Origin of the sequence: Streptomyces sp. NPDC096205 (genome assembly GCF_044763135.1) — a bacterium.
GTDB lineage: Bacteria > Actinomycetota > Actinomycetes > Streptomycetales > Streptomycetaceae > Streptomyces.
In genome coordinates, this window is the sequence record NZ_JBIWFS010000003.1 from 461,666 (window position 1) to 478,807 (window position 17,142).

Below are 17,142 nucleotides of genomic sequence, written 5' to 3' on the forward strand. Positions count from 1 at the left end.
GCACCTCGAGGTGCAGGTCCCAACTTCTGAATCAATTCCGGCGACCACTACAGCAGCCGCCCTCGACGGTACCACGCCACAATCCGCCCGGCAGGGGAAAAAATAATGCAACTCCCCTTGCCGTACGGGAATATCGCGCGCGTGACGCAGGGCACCCCGGCCACCCGGGCCGGCGCTCCGCACGCCGATGAGCAGGCCGTGACGCAGCCGGCCCGCGCCGGGCCCGGCCGCACCGGACTCGGCCGCCCCGGGCCGCAGACGCTCCGCTAGCATGTGCGAACTCGCGGCCAATGCTGCCCTTTCGCCCGTCCTCGACGGAAAAGGGTGCCACTGGCACGACAAATGACCTGAACCGACCGGAACACAGCAAAGCGGCCAGAGAATTGATATCTAGAGCGCGAACGACCCTGTGGGCCACGGCCGGGGCGGCGGTCCTCGCATTCCTCGTTGTGCTGGAGTTCGCCGCGCACCGCTACGGGATGTACGGGCCGGTCACCGGCCTGGCACGCGAGGCGGTCCTGCCGCCCAAGTCGGGTTTCGCGCTCTACGCCGGTCTGGCGCTGACGATGGTGGTGCTCACCCGGCGGCAACGGCTCATCGCCGCCGCGGCCACCATCGGCATCGACATCGTCCTCTTCCTGCTCCGCTGGGCGGCCGGTGTACCCCTGTCCGACGGCCACCCCTTCGGCAGCGGCGCCCTGTGGGTGATGCTGGGCTGCGCCGTCATCGCCGTACGACACCGCACCGGCCCCGAACGCGCCCTGCTGCTGAAGGGCGTCGGGCTGGGCCTGCTGCTGGTGGCCGGCCGCAAGACCGGTGACACCTGGCTGCTGATCACCTCGAAGACCCGTCCCACGGTGCTCGACCAGTACGTGGCGACCGCCGACCACGCGCTGGGCAATCCGTCCTGGCTGGTGGGCCGGGCCCTCACGGCGACCGGCACGGTCGGCGCCCACGCCCTCAACTACGTCTACGCCCAGCTCGCCGTCGCCGCGGTCGTCGTCGCCCTGTACCAGCTGCGCCGGGTGGCGGCCGAGCGCCGCTTCCCGAGGCACCATCTGGTGCGTACGTTCCTGGTGATCGGGCTGCTCGGCCCGGCCATCTACATGATCTTCCCGGTGGTCGGCCCCCTCTACGCCTACGGCGCGGGCAACGAGCACTGGGCCTCGGCCCACCTGTGGCCGCCGAGCCCGCCCACCCTGCCGTGGGCCGTGGCCGACCTGTGGCCGGACGTGCCGACGCCGATCGGGTCCCCCCACCCCATACCCTTCGACGGGATCACCCCGCGCAACTGCATGCCCAGCCTCCACACGGCCTGGGCCACCGCGATCTTCATCCACTCCCGCAAGGCGCCCCGCATCCTGCGCTGGGCAGGCACCTTCTGGCTGATCGCCACACTCTGCGCGACCCTCGGCTTCGGCTACCACTACGGCGCGGACCTCGTCGCCGGCGTCGTCTTCACCGTCACGATCGAGGCGGCCCTGCGCTCCCTCGACCGGGGCTGGGACCGGGCGGGCCTGCGACTGGTCGCCTACGGCACCGCGGTCTTCGCCGCGCTCCTGGCGTCGTACCGCTTCGTCCCCGTCCAGATGGCCGAGCACCCGTGGGCGGCCGGGCCGCTGCTCCTGCTGGCGATGGCCTCGGTGGTGGCGGCGTACATCCGGACCACCACCCGCTGGGAAGCCGATCCCGAACCTGCCCCGGTCCTTCCCCCGACGCTCGAGCCGGCCCCGGCGAACACAGCGACCTAGCGGACCGGGAAGCCGAAGGAGTAGCCCTGCTCCTTGAGCCAGGGCAGGACCCGGCGCAGGGCCTCGACGGTCTGGGAGCGGTCGCCGCCGGCGTCGTGGAAGAGGAGCGTCGGGCCGTTGGGCAGCTCGCGCTGGACGGTGGCGACGATCGCGTCCGCGCCCGGCTGTTCGAAGTCCTTGGTGTCCACGTTCCAGCCCAGCGGGCGCATGCCCCGGGAGGCGGCGATCTGACGGCTGTACGGGGTGAAGGCGCCGCCCGGGGCCCGGTAGTACATGGGCCGTACGCCCCCGGACGCCTCGGTGATCATGCGCTCGGCGTCGAGTATCTGCTGCTTCTGGTAGGCCTGGGACTGCCTGTCCATGGTGGTGTCGTGCGACACCGAGTGGTCGCACAGCCGGTGCCCGGCCGCGACGACCTGCTTCACGAGGTCCGGGTGGGCCTGCGCCTGCGTGCCCACCATGCAGAAGGTGGCCTTCACGCCGTGCTCCCGCAGTACGTCGAGCATCTGCGGGGTCCACACGGGGTCCGGGCCGTCGTCGATGGTGATGTTGACGCCGCGCGGCCCCTTGTCCGAGGCGTGCACGATGGACACCGCGACCGGCTCGATGTCACCACCCGGCCCGGGCGACGCGGTCGCCTTCGGGGACGCGCCCACGGAACCGGCCTGCGCGGTCCACACCGAGGCTCCGGCGACCAGCACCGTCACCCCGAGCGCCGCCCCGAGCACCTTGCCGTACCAGCCCCGCCCACCACTGTGCCGCGCCATGTCCGCCCCACCCTCGCTCAGTCCCCGCCGGTCCCCGGTCGCTGTCCGACCAACTCACAGGACGACGGACCGCGGCCCGGGGCTCCCTCCGTTACCAACAACGGACAATTCCGGGGGAGTTCGCTGACACGAGGGATCACCCCGGCGCGGCCGGTCAGCTGGGAAACATCCCGGCGGTCGCGTTGACCCAGGTGCCCGTGAGGGCCGCACCGGCGTCGGAGGCGAGGAACGTCGCCAGCGCGGCGATGTCCGCGACCCGCGGCGAACGCCTCGTCATCCGCAGGCTGTCCAGGTGGGAGCGGATGCCCTCCACCGCGGCCTCGTCCATGGCCGGGGCGCCGGCGGCGGCCAGCTTCTCGGGGGTGAGGGTGTCGGTGACACCGGCGGTCCAGATCCCGCAGACGCGCACACCGGCCGGGCCGACCTCCTGGGCGAGCTGCCGGACCAGCGCGTCGATCGCGCCGTCGGCCGCGGCGGTGCCGCCCATCATCGGACTGCCGTTGGCGGACCCGCTGTTCAGGGAGAGGATCACGCCCGAGCCCTGTGCGGTCATCCGGCGTGCCGCCGCCCGCGCGGTGACGAACTGGCAGGCGATGCCCTGCACGACCGGCCGGGTGTAGTCCTCGACCGTCATCTCGGTCAGCGGCACGCCCTGGAAGTCGCCGCGCGGCACGAGGTTGACGGAGATGTCGAACCGGCCCGCCCGCTCGACCACCGATGCCGCGTGGGCCTCGACGGCGTCCTCGTCCCGGGCGTCCAGCACGTCGTACTCGGCACCGGTCTCGGCGGCGGCCTTCCGCAGCGTGTCCTGCGTCCGGCCGACGAGGAACACCCGCGCCCCGGCCTGCGTGTACGCCCGCGCGACTCCGGCACCGAGGGAACCCGCTCCGCCGTAGACGACCGCGACCTTGTTCTCCAGCATGTCCGCTCCTCGAGTGGGGGCGCCGTGTGCGCCCGTCACTCATAGGACGTGCCGGCCGCGCGAACTCATCGCTGCCGATGGGAAGTAACGGTCAGCACGTCATCGGCAGCCCGAACGCGGGGAACAGGTGAGGTTCGAAGGTGGTGATCTCGGCGATCCGGCCGTCCTTCACCCGTAGTACGTCGATGAGTTGGGCCCGGAAGACGCTGGTCCCCGGCCGCTGGAGGTAGCCGGCGACCGCCAACTGGCCGTTGGCGCGCACGGGCAGATGCCGCCAGTGCCCGGCGAACATCGGCGACGCCGGGTCGAGGTTCGGCCGTACGAACGCGAAGAGCGCCTCACGCGAGGTGAACCAGAACGGGTTCGGCGGCATGGTGAGCACCGCGTCCTCCCGTACGAGCTCGACCATTGCGTCGATGTCGGCCCGGGCGGCCGCGTCCATGTACCGCTGGAGCAGGGCCAGATCCTCGGCACTGGCCGGGCCGGCCGACCAGTCCTCGCGCCGCCCCGGCAGCGCCTTGCGCAGAGCGGACCTGCCGCGCTGTACGGCGCTGTTCGCCGAGGCCGGGCTTGAGCCCAGCAGGTCGGCGGTCTCCTCGGCCGACCACCCCGCGACATCGCGCAGGATCACCGCCGCTCGCTGGCGGGGCGGAAGCTTCTGGATGGCGGTCAGGAAGACCAGCTCCAAGGTCTCACCCGCCACGGCCTGTTCATCGGGCTCGTGCTGAGGCGCGGGCGTCTGTGGCAACTGCTCGTCGGGGAACGGCTGCAGCCACGGCATGCGCGGCGGCGGCGGTCCGCCCCCGGAATCCATGCCCGGCACCGGCTCGTAGGGAACCGGCCGTCGATGGTGCTTGCGCAGGAAATCGAGGCACAGATGGGTGGCGACCTTGTAGAGCCAGGCCCGCACATTGCCGACCTCCTCCAGCGCCTCCCGCGCCCGCCAGGCCCGCAGGAACGCCTCCTGGCTGAGGTCCTCGGCCTCGTCGTACGACCCGAGGAGCCGGTAGCAGTGCACTCGCAGCTCGCGCCGGTGCTGTTCGACGAGCGCGCTGAAGGTGTCCTCGCCGGGTTTCGTCACACCGCGGGACGTGACGAAATCCGTGTCGTCGGTGGAGCGCACGGACGGATCGGCCGGCGGCTCCGCTTCCTGGGGCTGTTCCTGGACCTGCTCCTGGGCCTGTTCCTGGGCCTGCTCCTGGGCCTCTTCCTGGGCCTGCTCCTGGGCCCGCCGCGCTTGCCGGGCGAGGCGCCGTAACTCCGCGAACCGCGCCGAGAGCGCCTCCACATCGGCGTGGAACGCCACCCCGGGCTCCCACCGCACCCGCCCCAGCCGGTCCCCGATCTCGGCGACCAGGTCCCTGACGGGCACGCCCTTCACCTGCCGCCGCTCGCGATACGCCCGCTGCCGACAGGCCTGCGAGCAGTACAGCGCCGCCCGCCCCGGCCCACCACCGCCGTCGATCGGGCGCCCGCACGCTCGGCATGTCTGCGTCACGCCTCACAGGCTAGAGCCGGCGGACGGCCGGCACGGGCCGTTCAGCTCGAGCCGGGGGTGCCCGCCGACTCCTTGGCGGCGCGGCGGTACTCGGCGTTGATGCGCTGTGCTTCCTCGAGCTGGTCCTCGAGGATGACGATGCGGCACGCGGCCTCGATCGGGGTTCCCTTGTCGACGAGCTCGCGGGCGCGCGCGGCGATCCGCAGCTGGTAGCGGGAGTACCGGCGGTGTCCTCCCTCCGAGCGGAGGGGAGTGATCAGACGGGCCTCACCGATGGCTCGGAGGAAGGCGGGAGTGGTGCCGAGCATCTCGGCCGCCCGGCCCATGGTGTATGCGGGGTAGTCGTCGTCGTCAAGACGATGATCCAGAGGGTTGTCCGATGTCATGTCACCTCGCTGTGCAACGCGTCGAGGGGCCCTGATGCCGTACGGCACCAGGGCCCCGAAGGGAATTCAACACCATCTGTCGGCCCTATTGCTGTGCCGACCTTCTGTTTCCGCTACCCGGCCCGGCAGGGCGGAGCGGGGGATCGCAGCTGCGTGACCGGGGACCACCATCCAATCCGGGGTCTTGCGGTACCCGGGCCGAGGGCGTCTCGGGCCGGGCGATCCTGATGGCGTTCGTTCCTCCGTTCTTCTCCGAACCGACCACTGGTGGCGCCGGTTCGACGGTGTCTACGAGAAGAAGCGTACCCATGACGAGAGGGAAAATCTACAGCGGGAAGAGCAGGTTTCATCCTTTCGGTGGAGCCGGAGCCCCGCCGTCGCCCTCGCAGCCGCTACTTGTCGCCCACCTGGGCGGTTCGGGGACGGCTCGGCCCCATAGGCTTGGCCCTATGTCGAACCCTGATGAGCTGCTCGTCGCCATCTCCGCCGCGGTGGAGTCCGAGCCCAGCAATCAGATGGCGCTGACCGTGGTCGTCAGCGGTGCCGTCATCACCGGCCGGCTCGCTCCCGAGGCCGTGTGGCGGGAGCGGGTGGCGGAGGTCCTGAAGGACTCGGACCGCCTCGGCCCGTTCGCGCACGTCTTCACCCGCGGTCCGCGAGAGGACCGGCCCGGTCGCGGCGAGGCGCCCACGCATCTGCACTTCCATCTCGCCCGGATCCTTCAGGGCAGCCTCGGCATCCCGGAGACCGGCGGCATGTACCGCGTCGCGATCAAGGACGTCAGCGCCTGGACCGTGGGCGATCTCAGCTACATCGACCGCTGACCCGCTGCCTGGCTCCCACACGGACGGTGACACAGCGGTGGGGGCCCTGCCGACGCGCGTCGGCAGGGCCCCCACCGGGACCTCGAGGGCGGTGTCCGCCCGTACTCTTGTCATGTACTGATGTGGCCGCGGGGCCGTCGTACTTGTGCGGCCACGGGGCCGTCGTCGTTACGTGGCCGCTGGACCGTCGTTGTTACGCGGCCGCGGAGCCCGCGCCCCCGAGCAGCTCCGACGCGACCTCGAGCGGAGCGCGACCGTCGACGGCAGTGGTCCCGGGGCGGTCGTGGCAGGTGAAGCCGAGCCGCGTCATGGCCCGGATGATCTCGGCGGCGGTGAAGTCACGGGGGTCCTGTCGGGTGAGGACCTGACCCACCTGCGTGACGGGATAGCGGCGGCGGCCGATGGTCACGGACTCACGCGTGACCAGCTCGGGCCTGACGCCCTTCATCGAGGCCAGCACCCCGGTCCTGGTCAGTTCGAACGGGTACCGGGCGATGACACAGCGCATGATGCCTCACAGGGGAGAAGTCGCGGGGGGAGCGGGAAGGCGGGCGAGGCGGATCAGCGCGACAGGGCGGGGACGCCGTCGAGGACGTCCCGCAGCCGCATCCGGTCCGTGTACGTCGCGCTGTCGCGGAGGACGGCGAGCCGGCCCTGGGTGACCAGGCCCGTGCGCTCGTCGTCCTCGTCGCACACGGTCAGATACTCGACCCGGGCACCCGCCATGAGGGCCAGAGCCACCTCGACGGTCATGTCGTCGCCCACTCGGGGCCCCTGTCCCTCGACGGGGGCGGGGTGGGGCATGCGGTACTGCGTGCGCGCTGACGTCAAGGGTGTCTCCTTCGGTAAGGGCTGGTCCCTGGTCCCCCGGGGCCGGTGTCAGGCGGCCGAGTCGTTCCCGGGCCGCCGCTGGACCCCGCGGCGCGCCCCCGCGGCGACGGGTCGGCCCTGGCCGGTGCGGCCGCGGCGGTCGCGGGACTTCGACGAGGCGCGGCGGGGCCGCTCCACGGCAGGTGCGGTGATGACCACCGGGACGCCGGAGGGAGTCTGGGCGCCGGTGATGCGGCTGAGCTCCGCCTCGCCCGAGCGGACCGAGGTGACGCGCGGGGTGATCCCGGCCGACGCCATCAGCCGGGTCATGCCGCGGCGCTGGCCGGGCGTCACCAGGGTGACGACGCTGCCGGACTCCCCGGCACGGGCCGTACGGCCGCCGCGGTGCAGGTAGTCCTTGTGGTCGGTGGGCGGGTCCACGTTGACGACCAGGTCGAGGCTGTCGACGTGGATGCCGCGGGCCGCCACGTTGGTGGCCACCAGGACGGTGACATGGCCGTCCTTGAACTGCGCCAGGGTCCGGGTGCGCTGCGGCTGGGACCGGCCGCCGTGCAGGGCCGCGGCGCGGACACCGCTCTTGAGCAGGTGCTCGGTCAGCCGGTCCACGGCGTGCTTGGTGTCCAGGAACATGATGACCCGGCCGTCCCGGGCCGCGATCTCGGTGGTCGTGCGGTGCTTGTCCGTGTCGTGCACGTGGAGGACGTGGTGCTCCATCGTGGTCACGGCACCGGCCGACGGGTCGACGGAGTGCACGACCGGGTCGGTCAGATAGCGGCGGACCAGCAGGTCGACGTTGCGGTCCAGGGTGGCCGAGAACAGCAGCCGCTGGCCCTCGGGGCGCACCTGGTCGAGCAGGGCGGTGACCTGGGGCATGAAGCCCATGTCGGTCATCTGGTCGGCCTCGTCGAGGACGGTGACGGCGACGTCGTCGAGCCGGCAGTCCCCGCGGTCGATGAGGTCCTTGAGCCGGCCGGGCGTCGCGACGACCACCTCGGCGCCGCCCCGCAGCGCACTGGCCTGCCTGCCGATGGACATGCCGCCCACGACGGTGGCGATCCGCAGGCGCACGGAGCGGGCGTAGGGGGTGAGCGCGTCGGTGACCTGCTGGGCCAGCTCACGGGTGGGGACGAGGACCAGCGCCAGCGGCTGTCGCGGCTCGGCGCGCCGGCCCGCCGTACGGGCCAGTACCGCGAGGCCGAAGGCCAGGGTCTTGCCCGACCCGGTGCGGCCACGGCCGAGCACGTCACGGCCGGCCAGGGAGTTCGGCAGGGTCGCCCCCTGGATCGGGAACGGTACGGTCACGCCCTCCTGGCCGAGCGTGGCCAGCAGCGGCGCCGGCATGGCGAGGTCGGCGAACGCCTCGACGGCGGGCAGCGCGGGGGTGACGGTCTTCGGCAGGGCGAACTCGCCCTGCGGGGCAGCGGTCTGCGGCCGCTTTCCGTAACCGCCGGAGCGGCGCGGGCCCTCGGAGCGGCGCGGCCCGCCCGAGCGGCCGGAGGCACTTCCCTCGAAGCGGTCGTACGAGCGGGTGGGGCGCGTGCGAGTGGTACGGGTGCGGTTCATGCGGAACCTTCCTCGATGCGGGCACGTATCAAGGAATTTCCGCAGCAGGGTGAGCGGCGCAGGGAATCGCAAGAACGGGCCGGAAAAAAATGACAGGGCCGAATCGCCCTGGGAATAAAGCGAGCTGGGGCCCGCACCCCAAGGTGCGGGCCCCAGCTGCGAAGTACGCGTCAGCGGCGCTGTGTCAGGCGGTGACGATGTTCTCGGCCGTCGGGCCCTTCTGGCCCTGAGCGATGTCGAAGGACACCTTCTGGCCCTCCTGCAGCTCGCGGAAGCCCTGGGCGGCGATGTTCGAGTAGTGGGCGAAGACGTCGGGGCCGCCGCCGTCCTGCTCGATGAAGCCGAAGCCCTTTTCCGCGTTGAACCACTTCACGGTGCCAGTAGCCATTTTGTTTCTCCTTCGGAAACGGTGTCAGGAATGCGCAGTGTGCGTATTCCGTGTCGCCGTGATGATCAGCCGTCGGAAAAACCTTCTGGCAACCACACCTGCAACTGATGACGACAGTAGCACGTCGGGGTCGGCCCTGCCCGGTAAGTAATTTCGCCTCGATTGTGGGCGCGGGAATATTTGTCGTGCGCCCCATCGATTTCTTATGTGACGACCACAGATATTGCCTTCCGGGGGCACGGCATTACCGTCGAGCGTTTCCGCTCGCAGCGCTGTGACCTCCTACGATGCCGGGAGCGCGACCGTCGTCGGCACCGCGGGACAGAAGCCCGGCGAACGCACCGGACTCCCGGCAGGGAGACGAAGGACACAAAGTCGGCCCCGCCCCTCAGTCGGCCCGCCGCACCGCCGGCCGGGGCCGCGGCAGCAGGCCCCTTTCCATCGCCACCACGACCGCCCTCGTACGGTCGTTCACGTCGAGCTTGGCGAACAGGCGCAGCAGATGGGTCTTCACCGTGGCCTCGCCGATGACGAGGCGCCTGCCGATCTCGGCGTTGGTGAGGCCGTCGGCCACCGCCTCCAGGACGTCGGTCTCGCGGTCGGTGAGCGGTTCCTGGGCGGGCCGGCGCATCCGCGCCACCAGCTTCGCGGCGACCCGGGGAGCGAGCACCGTCTCGCCGCGGGCCGCCGCGTGGACGGCGTCGACGAGCTGCTCGCGCGTGGTGTCCTTGAGCAGGTAGCCGATGGCGCCGGCCTCCACCGCGCGTTCGATCTCCGCGTCCGTGTCGTACGTCGTCAGGATCAGCACCCGGGTGCGCGGGTACCGGGCGACGATCTCGGTCGTGGTCGCCACCCCGTCCAGGACGGGCATCCGCAGATCGACCAGGGCCACGTCGGGGTCGAACCGCTCCACGAGGTCCAGCGCGGCCCGTCCGTCCCCCGCCTCACCGACGATCTCGACACTGTCCTCGCCCGCGAGGAGAGCGACGACTCCGGCGCGCATCACGGTGTGATCGTCCACGACGACGATGCGCAGGGTCCGTGCGCTCATGCCGCCACCTCGTCCGCCAGGGGGATCATCGCCAGGACCCGTGTCCCGTCGCCCACCGAACTCGTCACCGTGAGTCTCCCGCCCAGTTCCGCCACTCGTTTGCGCATGCCGTCCAGCCCGAAGCCCGTCGACTCCTCCACCACGAAACCGCCCCCGTCGTCGGTGATCTCCAGCTCCACCCCGTACGGCCGCCTGACCAGTACCACGCCGACCGTGGACGCGCCCGCGTGCTTGCGCACATTCGCCAGGGACTCCTGCGTGCAGCGCAGCAGCGCGATGCGGGTCTGCTGGTCGCAGTCGAGGTCCTCCAGGTCGGCGTCCACGGTGAGTTCGGTGTCCTCCGCGAAGCGGTCCAGGGTGCGGCGCAGCGTCTGCGTCACCGACCCGGACACCGCCCGGCCCGGGCCGGGCTGTCCGGCCGAGGCGACCAACTCCCGGGCTTCGGTGAGGTTCTCCCGTGCGGTGGACTCGATCGACCGCAATTGCTGGGCACTTCGGGCCGGATCGTCGGCCATGCCCGCGCGGGCCGCCTCCGCGAGGACGATGATCGACGCGAAGCCCTGCGCGAGCGTGTCGTGGATGTCCCGGGCGATGCGTTCCCGTTCGTCCGCCGCGCCCTGGCGCTGGTGCGCCTCGGACAGCCGCGCCTGCGTCTGCTCCAACTCCTCGATGAGCCGGGCCCGTTCGCTGCTCTGCGCGACGACCGAGTGGGCCCACAGGCCGATCAGCACGCCCACCGCGACCACGATCAGGGTGGACACCAGCGTCTCGCCGAAGAACTCCGCCGTCCAGCCCTGCCGGACGAGGCTCCCGGCGAGCGTGGCGCCGGTGGCGAGCCCGAGGAATCCCATCGAGGCCTTCGGTGTGCGCCCGAACATCCAGTAGTGCGGCAGCGTCACCATGAACAGCGCCGCATAGCTGCTGCCCAGGTACGCCAGCCCGCCCAGCGCGAGCACGAGCACCGACAGATAGACCTGCGGCCGTACGACGGGATTGCCCGGGAAGCGGTCGAGGACCGCGTAGCACAGCACCACGCAGGCCAGCAGCGCGAGCGGCTTGAACGCGCTGCCGCCGGGCGGGGCCGTCGTCACCAGCCCGACGGCCATCGCACCGAACAGCACCCAGCACACCGTGTTCCACCGGCGCAGCGACGCGGCCCAGAAGGCGTCGGTCAGGGGGGCGGTGAGTGCAGTCATACCGATCAACGTACGTCGACCACCGGCCGCGCGTCGGCCGTTCGAGCCGAGGTGGCCGCCCTGCGTCCCGGCCGCCCGGGCCACCAGCTGGCCTCCCCGAGCAGCAGCATCGCCGACGGAAGGATCATGATCCGGACGACGAAGGCGTCGAGCAGGACGGCCGCGGCGAGGACGAAGCCGATCTGCTTCATCTCGATGATGTGCAGGAAGACGAAGCTCACGAAGACGGTCGTCATCACCACCGCCGCGCTCGTCACCACGCTCGCCGACCGGTGGATGCCCTCCAGCACGGCCTGCCGCGTCGGCACGCCCGCGACCACGGCCTCCCGGATGCGGCTCACCACGAACACCTGGTAGTCCATCGAGAGCCCGAAGAGGATCACGAAGAGGAACAGCGGTACGCGCGAGCCGATGGACCCCGTGGAGTGGAAGTCCAACAGCCCCTCGGCCCAGGACCCTTGGAAGACCAGGACGAGCAGTCCGAGCGATGCCGCCGCGGACAGCAGGTTCAGCCCGACACCGATCAGTCCCAGCATCACGGAACGGAACGCGTACGTGGTCATCGCGAAGGTCACCAGCAGCAACGCCCCGAGAACCAGCGGCAGTTTGCTGTTCTGGTGAGCGGGATAGTCGGTGTACCGGGCGACGTCCCCGCTCACCCCGAACTCCGCCCCGGCGACCCGCCCCACGGTGGCGGGCAGGTAGCCGTCGCGCAGGTGGTCGAGGGAGTCGTACGCCTGCTCGGAGTCGCCGAGATACGGCACCTTCAGTTCGAGCGTGCTGATCCGCCGGTCGGCGGAGGTCCGGACACTCGACGCGCCGGCGAACAGCGGGTCGTCGCCGGCCCGCCGGGCCACCTCGCGCAGCGCGTCGGCGACCTCTCCGGCACGGGCGGCATCGGCGCGTACGACGACCTGGTGCGTGACCCGGTGCTCCGGGAACGCCTCGTTGAGCCGGTCGTACACGCGCATGGCGGGGATGTCGCGGGAGTGCGTGTCCCGGCTCATCTCGGTGATCTTCAGCCCGGCCAGCGGGGTGACGAGCGCGAGCAGGGCGAGCACGGAGACGCAGAGGGTGGCGAGGGGGTGCCTGCTCGCGGGGCGCAGCAGTGCGGCCCAGACACGGCCCGCGCCTTCGCCCCGCTCCCGGCGGGCCGGCTTCCCGCGCTCGGCACGGCGCCGGGCACTGCGCTCCTGCCGCTGTCCGAGCTTGACCAGGAGCGCGGGCAGCACTGTCAGGGAGCTGGCCACCGCGACCAGGACGACCACGATCGTGCCGGTGGCAAGCGAGGAGAAGATGACGTCGGAGGCGAGATACAGGGTCGCGGTGGAGGCCACGACCGCGAGCCCGGACACCACGACCGTCCGGCCCGAGGTCGCCGCGGCCAGCTCCACCAGCGCCTCGGAGCTCAGCCGGCCGCCCGAGCGGGCACGCTCCTCCCGCTCCCGCTTGAGGTAGAAGAGCGTGTAGTCGACGCCGACCGCGAGGCCGATCATCAGGATGACGTTCGTACCGACTCCGGCGTCGGGGGACAGGTGCGAGACCACCATCGACAGCCCGACGGCCGCCGCGATCGAGGACAGCGCCAGCAGCAGCGGCACTGCGGCCATGGTCACGGACCCGAACACCACCAGCAGGGTGACCAGGGTGATGGGCAGCGTGATCTTCTCCGAGAGCGCCAGGTCGTCACTGCGCTGCTGGTCGACGCCCTTGCTGATGGAGGGACTTCCGGTCTCCTCCAGCAGCAGCCCCGGATACGCCTTCGCCACGGCCTCGGTCTGCGCGACCAGTGCGTCGACCTTGTCCTTCGCGTCCCGCTCCTCGCCCTTCAGGGACACCTCGACCATGAGGATGGATCGGTCCCGGGACAACTGCGGGGCGGCCACGTCCGCCACCTCGGGCAGCCGCCGCATCCGGGCGGCCAGATCCCTCGCGGCCGCGTCCGCCGCGCCCCGGTCCAGGGCACCCGACCGGGACGAGATCAGCACCTGCTCGGCGGACCTGCGCTCCAGCAGCCCTTCGGCGGCCATCGCCTCCGCCCGCCCGGCCTCCCCGACCCGGTAGTCGGCCGTCGTCGCACTGTGCGTACCGACGGCACTGCCCACCCCCAGGCACACCACCACGAACACGACCCAGCCGACGACGGCCCGCCAGGGATGCCGAGCACTCCATTGCGCCATGCGCACAGTGAACGAATTCATGCCCAACAGCCTTGTTGAACAGGGCGGTTGTCCGGCAGAGGTGACGGGTTGAACTTCGCGTCCACCGATCGGTGGACGCGGGGGCGCGTTGAGTGCGGGGCAGGGCGATATCCGTACCCACCCCTGACGACCCGGTCCCGGATGCGAGGATGAGGCGCCATGACAGCAGGGCGGTGTTCTCGCGCAGTACGGGCCGTGGTGTTCGCGGCCGTCTGCGTGCTGCTCGCCGCCCTGGGCCACGTGATGATGTCCGGCACCTCCGTGCCCGCCTGGGCACTGGCCGCCGGTGTGGCCGCGACCGGCGCCGCGGGCTGGGGCCTGGCGGGCCGTGAGCGCGGGCTGCCGCTGGTGGTGACCGTCGTGGTCGCCGCGCAGACGGCGCTGCACTGGGCGTTCTCGCTCGCGCAGTCGGCAGCGGGGTCGGCGGGCGCCGCCTCCATGGACATGAGCGGCATGGGCCCCATGGGCCGACGGGCCATGAGCGGCATGGACCCCATGGATCACATGAACCAGATGGATCACATGGATCACATGGGGCATTCCATGGACGGCGGCGGTGGCGCGTCGTCGTTCGGCATGCTCGCCGCTCACCTGCTCGCCGCCCTCCTCACCGGCCTCTGGCTGGCCCACGGCGAGAGGGCGGCGTTCCGCATCCTGCGGGCCGTGGCCGGATGGCTGGCGGCGCCGCTGCGGCTGCTGCTCGCCCTGCCCCTCGCCCCGTACGGCCCACGTCCCGGAGCGCTCCGGCCCCGCTCGGACCGGGCGCCCGCTCTTCGTCTTCTCGTCCACGCGATCACCTCCCGGGGTCCGCCGCTGGGGACCGCTGTCTCCTGACGACAGCCGGCATCCCGAGGTCACCCTGCGCGTGCCTCGGGCATCGGCCGTACCCCCGTACAGGCGTCGTGCGCCCGGAAGAGGCGTCGTACGCCCGTACAGGCGTGGTGCGGCCGTCCCCCATTCACCGGATGACGAGAAGGACACCAGGTGATCACTTCTGTCCTGCCCGTCTCGCCCCGCGCGGGCGAGAAAGCTGCCTTGCTCGACGACTCGACGACCGCCTGGGCGCTCGCCGCCCGCGGCGGTGACACGGACGCGGTGGAGCGTTTCGTACGGGCCCTGCAGCGCGACGTCCAGCGCTACGTCGCCCATCTCTGTGCCGACCCCCAGGCCGTCGACGACCTCGCGCAGGACACGTTCCTGCGCGCGCTCGGCAGCCTGCACCGCTTCGAGGGCCGTTCCTCCGCGCGGGCCTGGCTGCTGGCCATCGCCCGCCGGGCGGTCGTCGACAGCTACCGGTACGCCGCCGCCCGGCCGCGTCTGTCCGACGTACCGGACTGGCAACTGGCCGTGGAGAACGCACAGCCGCGCGACCTGCCCGGCTTCGACGACGGCATAGCTCTGCTGGACCTGCTGGACTCGCTGCCCGACGAACGCCGGGAGGCGTTCGTCCTCACCCAGCTCCTCGGCCTGCCCTACGCCGAGGCGGCCGAGGCCGGCGACTGCCCGATCGGCACGGTCCGCTCCCGCGTGGCCCGCGCCCGGGCGACCCTGATCGACCTGCTGGCCGAGGCGGAGGAGCCCACCGCTCGGGCTGCGGCCTGAGCAGGCCGGCCGACCCGTAGGCGCCTGGTCACGAACTGCCACCCCGACGCGAGGGAAGCCACCCGTTCGAGAGACATGACGCACAACCAGCGCAGAGGGCGCCACTCTCGGGGTAACCGAGTCGGAGTAAGGGCTGTCAGACGTACTGTTGCCGTTTGACAATAATAGCCGTGAGGCAACAAAGTGACCGTGTCGGACGTACGCGGGGAAGGACCTGGAATGCTCCGGTGGACGGAGACCGCTCCGTGTGCTGGTCGCCATCGCCGAAAGGCGAGGGTGGCACCCGTGCCGCGCAACCGGATTCAGGCGCTACGGCTGTCCGAGTCCGGGGCGTCGTCGTGTATCTGCGTCGCCGCCGTGGCGCAGAACGCTTCCAGTCCCTCCAGAAGCGCGACCCGCTTGGCGGCGGGCATGTCCGCGAGGACCTTCTGCAGCTCCCTCTCCCTGCGGGCGCGCAGGTCGGCGAGGAACGCGCGGCCCCGGCCGCTGAGGTGCAGCCGCACCTCGCGCCTGTCCTCCGCGCCCATCTCCCGCTCGACGAACCCGGCGGCGACCAGCCGGTCGCACAGCCGGCTCGTGGACGGCGGGGTCGAGGCGAGCGACTCGGCGAGCGTGCGCAGGTTGATGCCGTCGTGGTGCTCGAGGATGTGCAGCACGCGCAGCTGGGACGCGGAGGTGGGTGCGGTCGAGGCCCGCCCCCACACGACCTCCAGCAGCTCGACGGCCGTGGTGGTCACACGCGCGACCTCATCGGGCTCGGGGCGGCGGCGGAAGGCAGTCACGGTCACACTCTCGCAGGCACTGGGGTGCCTGTCAGCGTACTAGGCGCAGGCGCCGGACCCAGGGGGCCCAGGGGGTCCGGGGGGTGCCCGGCGCGGCTCGTTCGGGAGTCCCGGCCTCGCCAGTGAGGCTTGTCCGTCGTCCGGCGAAAGATTGGTGTATTTCCCACATGAATGGATTCATGGCCGCTGAACGCGCCCTGCGCACAGCGGCTCCCCACGCGTTGCTCGACGTCGTCCGCGTCGTACTGATCGAGCAGTACGGCGCCGAGGACGTCGAGTTGTTCATGGCCGACTACGGCCTGACGGTGCTTCAGCCGGTGTCGGTGCTGCCGCACACCCTGGAGCCGGTGTCGGTGCACAACAGCCCCGCGGGCCGGGCCTTCGGCGCGCAGGAGCCGTACCGCGAGGAGCTGCGGGACGGGCGGGCGCGGCTGCATCTGCCGGTCAGCGTGCGCGGCGACCGGCTCGGCGTGCTGTCCGTGACCCTGCCCGGCGGCGACGCCGCACGCCGGTGGGAGCCGGAGCTGGCCGACATCGCCGACGTGCTGGGCCACGAGGTGCTCGTGGCGGAGCGCGACACCGACCTGTATCTCCAGGCGCGGCGCAAGGACCGGCTCACCCTGGCCGCCGAGATGCAGTGGCAACTGCTGCCCGGCCGCTCCTGCTCGCGCCCCGAGTACGAGCTGGGGGCCCAGCTGGAGCCGGCGTACGCGATTTTCGGTGACAACTTCGACTGGTCCGGCACCGCCGACCATCTGATGCTGTACGTGACCAACGGCATGGGCGAGGGCATAGAAGCCTCCCTGCTGACCAACCTGGCCATCAACGCCCTGCGCAACGCGCGGCGGGCCGGTATCTCCATCGCCGACCAGGCCGCCCTGGCCGACCAGGCCGTCTACGCCCACTACCAGGGACGCTGCTATCTGTCCGTCCTCATGTTCGACTTCGATGTGGCCACCGGCCGGGCCGGCGTCGTGGACGCGGGGTCCCCGCAGCTGCTGCGCCTGCGGGCCGGTGCCGTGGAGCGCGTCACGTTCGACGCCCAGCTCCCCCTCGGCATGTTCGAGGAGACGGACTACGTGGCGCAGGACTTCCACGTCGAGCCCGGGGACCGGCTCGTCTTCGTCAGCGACGGCGTCCACGCCGTGGCCTCGCCGAAGGGGGAGGCGTACGGGGACGAGGCCCTCGCCCGGGCCATCCACTCCACCCGGCTGCTGCCCGCCGCCGAGGTGCCGCGCGCCATCCTGCGGGAGCTGACCGGCCACCGCGGCAAGCTCGTACCGGACGACGACGCTCTGATCGTGTGCCTGGACTGGCACGGGAGACCGCCCCGCGGTCCCGGCCGAATGTGACGGTCGCGTGTTGTTCGGCGCACACCCT

Annotated in this window: 18 protein-coding genes; 6 read left to right on the forward strand and 12 right to left on the reverse strand. The window is 71.5% G+C overall.

Going from position 1 to position 17,142, the window contains the following annotated elements; all coding sequences use genetic code 11:
* Nucleotides 1–141: 141 nt before the first annotated feature.
* Together ACIQ6Y_RS14405 and ACIQ6Y_RS14410 are read left to right on the forward strand one after the other, a co-directional pair.
* Nucleotides 142–270: a hypothetical protein gene (locus ACIQ6Y_RS14405; protein ID WP_404037390.1), complete on the forward strand. Its 129-nt coding sequence runs from the start codon at nt 142–144 to the stop codon at nt 268–270.
* Between the two features lie 137 nt (nt 271–407).
* Nucleotides 408–1,751 carry a phosphatase PAP2 family protein gene (locus ACIQ6Y_RS14410; protein ID WP_404038351.1) on the forward strand — a complete coding sequence of 448 codons (1,344 nt, stop codon included), beginning with the start codon at nt 408–410 and terminating at the stop codon, nt 1,749–1,751.
* Here ACIQ6Y_RS14410 and ACIQ6Y_RS14415 read toward each other — a convergent pair.
* From ACIQ6Y_RS14415 to ACIQ6Y_RS14430, 4 genes are all read right to left on the reverse strand, one after another.
* On the reverse strand, nt 1,748–2,518 hold the full coding sequence (locus tag ACIQ6Y_RS14415; RefSeq protein ID WP_404037393.1) for a polysaccharide deacetylase family protein: 771 nt from the start codon (nt 2,516–2,518) through the stop codon (nt 1,748–1,750). The two genes, ACIQ6Y_RS14410 and ACIQ6Y_RS14415, sit on opposite strands and share 4 nt — an antisense overlap.
* Before the next feature lie 154 nt (nt 2,519–2,672).
* Nucleotides 2,673–3,440, reverse strand: coding sequence for an SDR family NAD(P)-dependent oxidoreductase (locus ACIQ6Y_RS14420; RefSeq protein ID WP_404037396.1), 768 nt, complete (start codon nt 3,438–3,440; stop codon nt 2,673–2,675).
* Nucleotides 3,441–3,531: 91 nt separating this feature from the next.
* Nucleotides 3,532–4,938 (reverse strand): RNA polymerase subunit sigma-70, encoded by a 1,407-nt coding sequence (locus ACIQ6Y_RS14425; RefSeq protein WP_404037399.1) that lies wholly within the window; start codon nt 4,936–4,938, stop codon nt 3,532–3,534.
* 41 nt (nt 4,939–4,979) lie between these two features.
* Nucleotides 4,980–5,324 (reverse strand): MerR family transcriptional regulator, encoded by a 345-nt coding sequence (locus ACIQ6Y_RS14430; protein ID WP_404037402.1) that lies wholly within the window; start codon nt 5,322–5,324, stop codon nt 4,980–4,982.
* Nucleotides 5,325–5,773: 449 nt separating this feature from the next.
* Here ACIQ6Y_RS14430 and ACIQ6Y_RS14435 point away from each other — a divergent pair, with 449 nt between their 5' ends.
* Entirely contained in the window at nt 5,774–6,148 is a 375-nt protein-coding gene (locus ACIQ6Y_RS14435; RefSeq protein ID WP_404037405.1) for a hypothetical protein, read from the forward strand.
* Nucleotides 6,149–6,341: 193 nt separating this feature from the next.
* On the opposite strand, the gene ACIQ6Y_RS14440 is transcribed toward ACIQ6Y_RS14435, so the two are convergent.
* From ACIQ6Y_RS14440 to ACIQ6Y_RS14470, 7 genes are all read right to left on the reverse strand, one after another.
* The gene (locus ACIQ6Y_RS14440; protein WP_404037408.1) at nt 6,342–6,656 is read right to left on the reverse strand and encodes an SCO5918 family protein; all 315 of its coding nucleotides are present in this window, start codon (nt 6,654–6,656) and stop codon (nt 6,342–6,344) included.
* A gap of 53 nt (nt 6,657–6,709) precedes the next feature.
* Nucleotides 6,710–6,952 (reverse strand): CBS domain-containing protein, encoded by a 243-nt coding sequence (locus tag ACIQ6Y_RS14445; protein ID WP_404038353.1) that lies wholly within the window; start codon nt 6,950–6,952, stop codon nt 6,710–6,712.
* Nucleotides 6,953–7,027: 75 nt separating this feature from the next.
* Nucleotides 7,028–8,542, reverse strand: coding sequence for a DEAD/DEAH box helicase (locus tag ACIQ6Y_RS14450; RefSeq protein ID WP_404037411.1), 1,515 nt, complete (start codon nt 8,540–8,542; stop codon nt 7,028–7,030).
* Between the two features lie 184 nt (nt 8,543–8,726).
* Nucleotides 8,727–8,930, reverse strand: a complete 204-nt coding sequence (locus ACIQ6Y_RS14455; protein WP_020113641.1) for a cold-shock protein — start codon at nt 8,928–8,930, stop codon at nt 8,727–8,729.
* Between the two features lie 388 nt (nt 8,931–9,318).
* Nucleotides 9,319–9,981, reverse strand: coding sequence for a response regulator (locus ACIQ6Y_RS14460; protein ID WP_404037415.1), 663 nt, complete (start codon nt 9,979–9,981; stop codon nt 9,319–9,321).
* A complete protein-coding gene (locus ACIQ6Y_RS14465; RefSeq protein WP_404037418.1) occupies nt 9,978–11,177 on the reverse strand; it encodes a sensor histidine kinase in 1,200 nt (399 codons plus the stop codon). The genes ACIQ6Y_RS14460 and ACIQ6Y_RS14465 overlap by 4 nt, the downstream gene beginning before the upstream one ends.
* 5 nt (nt 11,178–11,182) lie before the next feature.
* Nucleotides 11,183–13,378, reverse strand: a complete 2,196-nt coding sequence (locus tag ACIQ6Y_RS14470) for an MMPL family transporter (RefSeq protein WP_404037421.1) — start codon at nt 13,376–13,378, stop codon at nt 11,183–11,185.
* A gap of 159 nt (nt 13,379–13,537) precedes the next feature.
* Here ACIQ6Y_RS14470 and ACIQ6Y_RS14475 point away from each other — a divergent pair, with 159 nt between their 5' ends.
* Nucleotides 13,538–14,212 carry a hypothetical protein gene (locus tag ACIQ6Y_RS14475; RefSeq protein ID WP_404037424.1) on the forward strand — a complete coding sequence of 225 codons (675 nt, stop codon included), beginning with the start codon at nt 13,538–13,540 and terminating at the stop codon, nt 14,210–14,212.
* Between the two features lie 150 nt (nt 14,213–14,362).
* Entirely contained in the window at nt 14,363–14,980 is a 618-nt protein-coding gene (locus tag ACIQ6Y_RS14480; protein WP_404037427.1) for a sigma-70 family RNA polymerase sigma factor, read from the forward strand.
* A gap of 302 nt (nt 14,981–15,282) precedes the next feature.
* On the opposite strand, the gene ACIQ6Y_RS14485 is transcribed toward ACIQ6Y_RS14480, so the two are convergent.
* A complete protein-coding gene (locus ACIQ6Y_RS14485) occupies nt 15,283–15,717 on the reverse strand; it encodes a MarR family transcriptional regulator (protein WP_404038356.1) in 435 nt (144 codons plus the stop codon).
* A 212-nt stretch (nt 15,718–15,929) separates the two neighbouring features.
* Between ACIQ6Y_RS14485 and ACIQ6Y_RS14490 the strand changes: the two genes are divergently transcribed.
* Complete coding sequence (locus tag ACIQ6Y_RS14490) at nt 15,930–17,114, forward strand: PP2C family protein-serine/threonine phosphatase (protein ID WP_404037430.1); 1,185 nt, start codon at nt 15,930–15,932, stop codon at nt 17,112–17,114.
* Nucleotides 17,115–17,142: the final 28 nt, after the last annotated feature.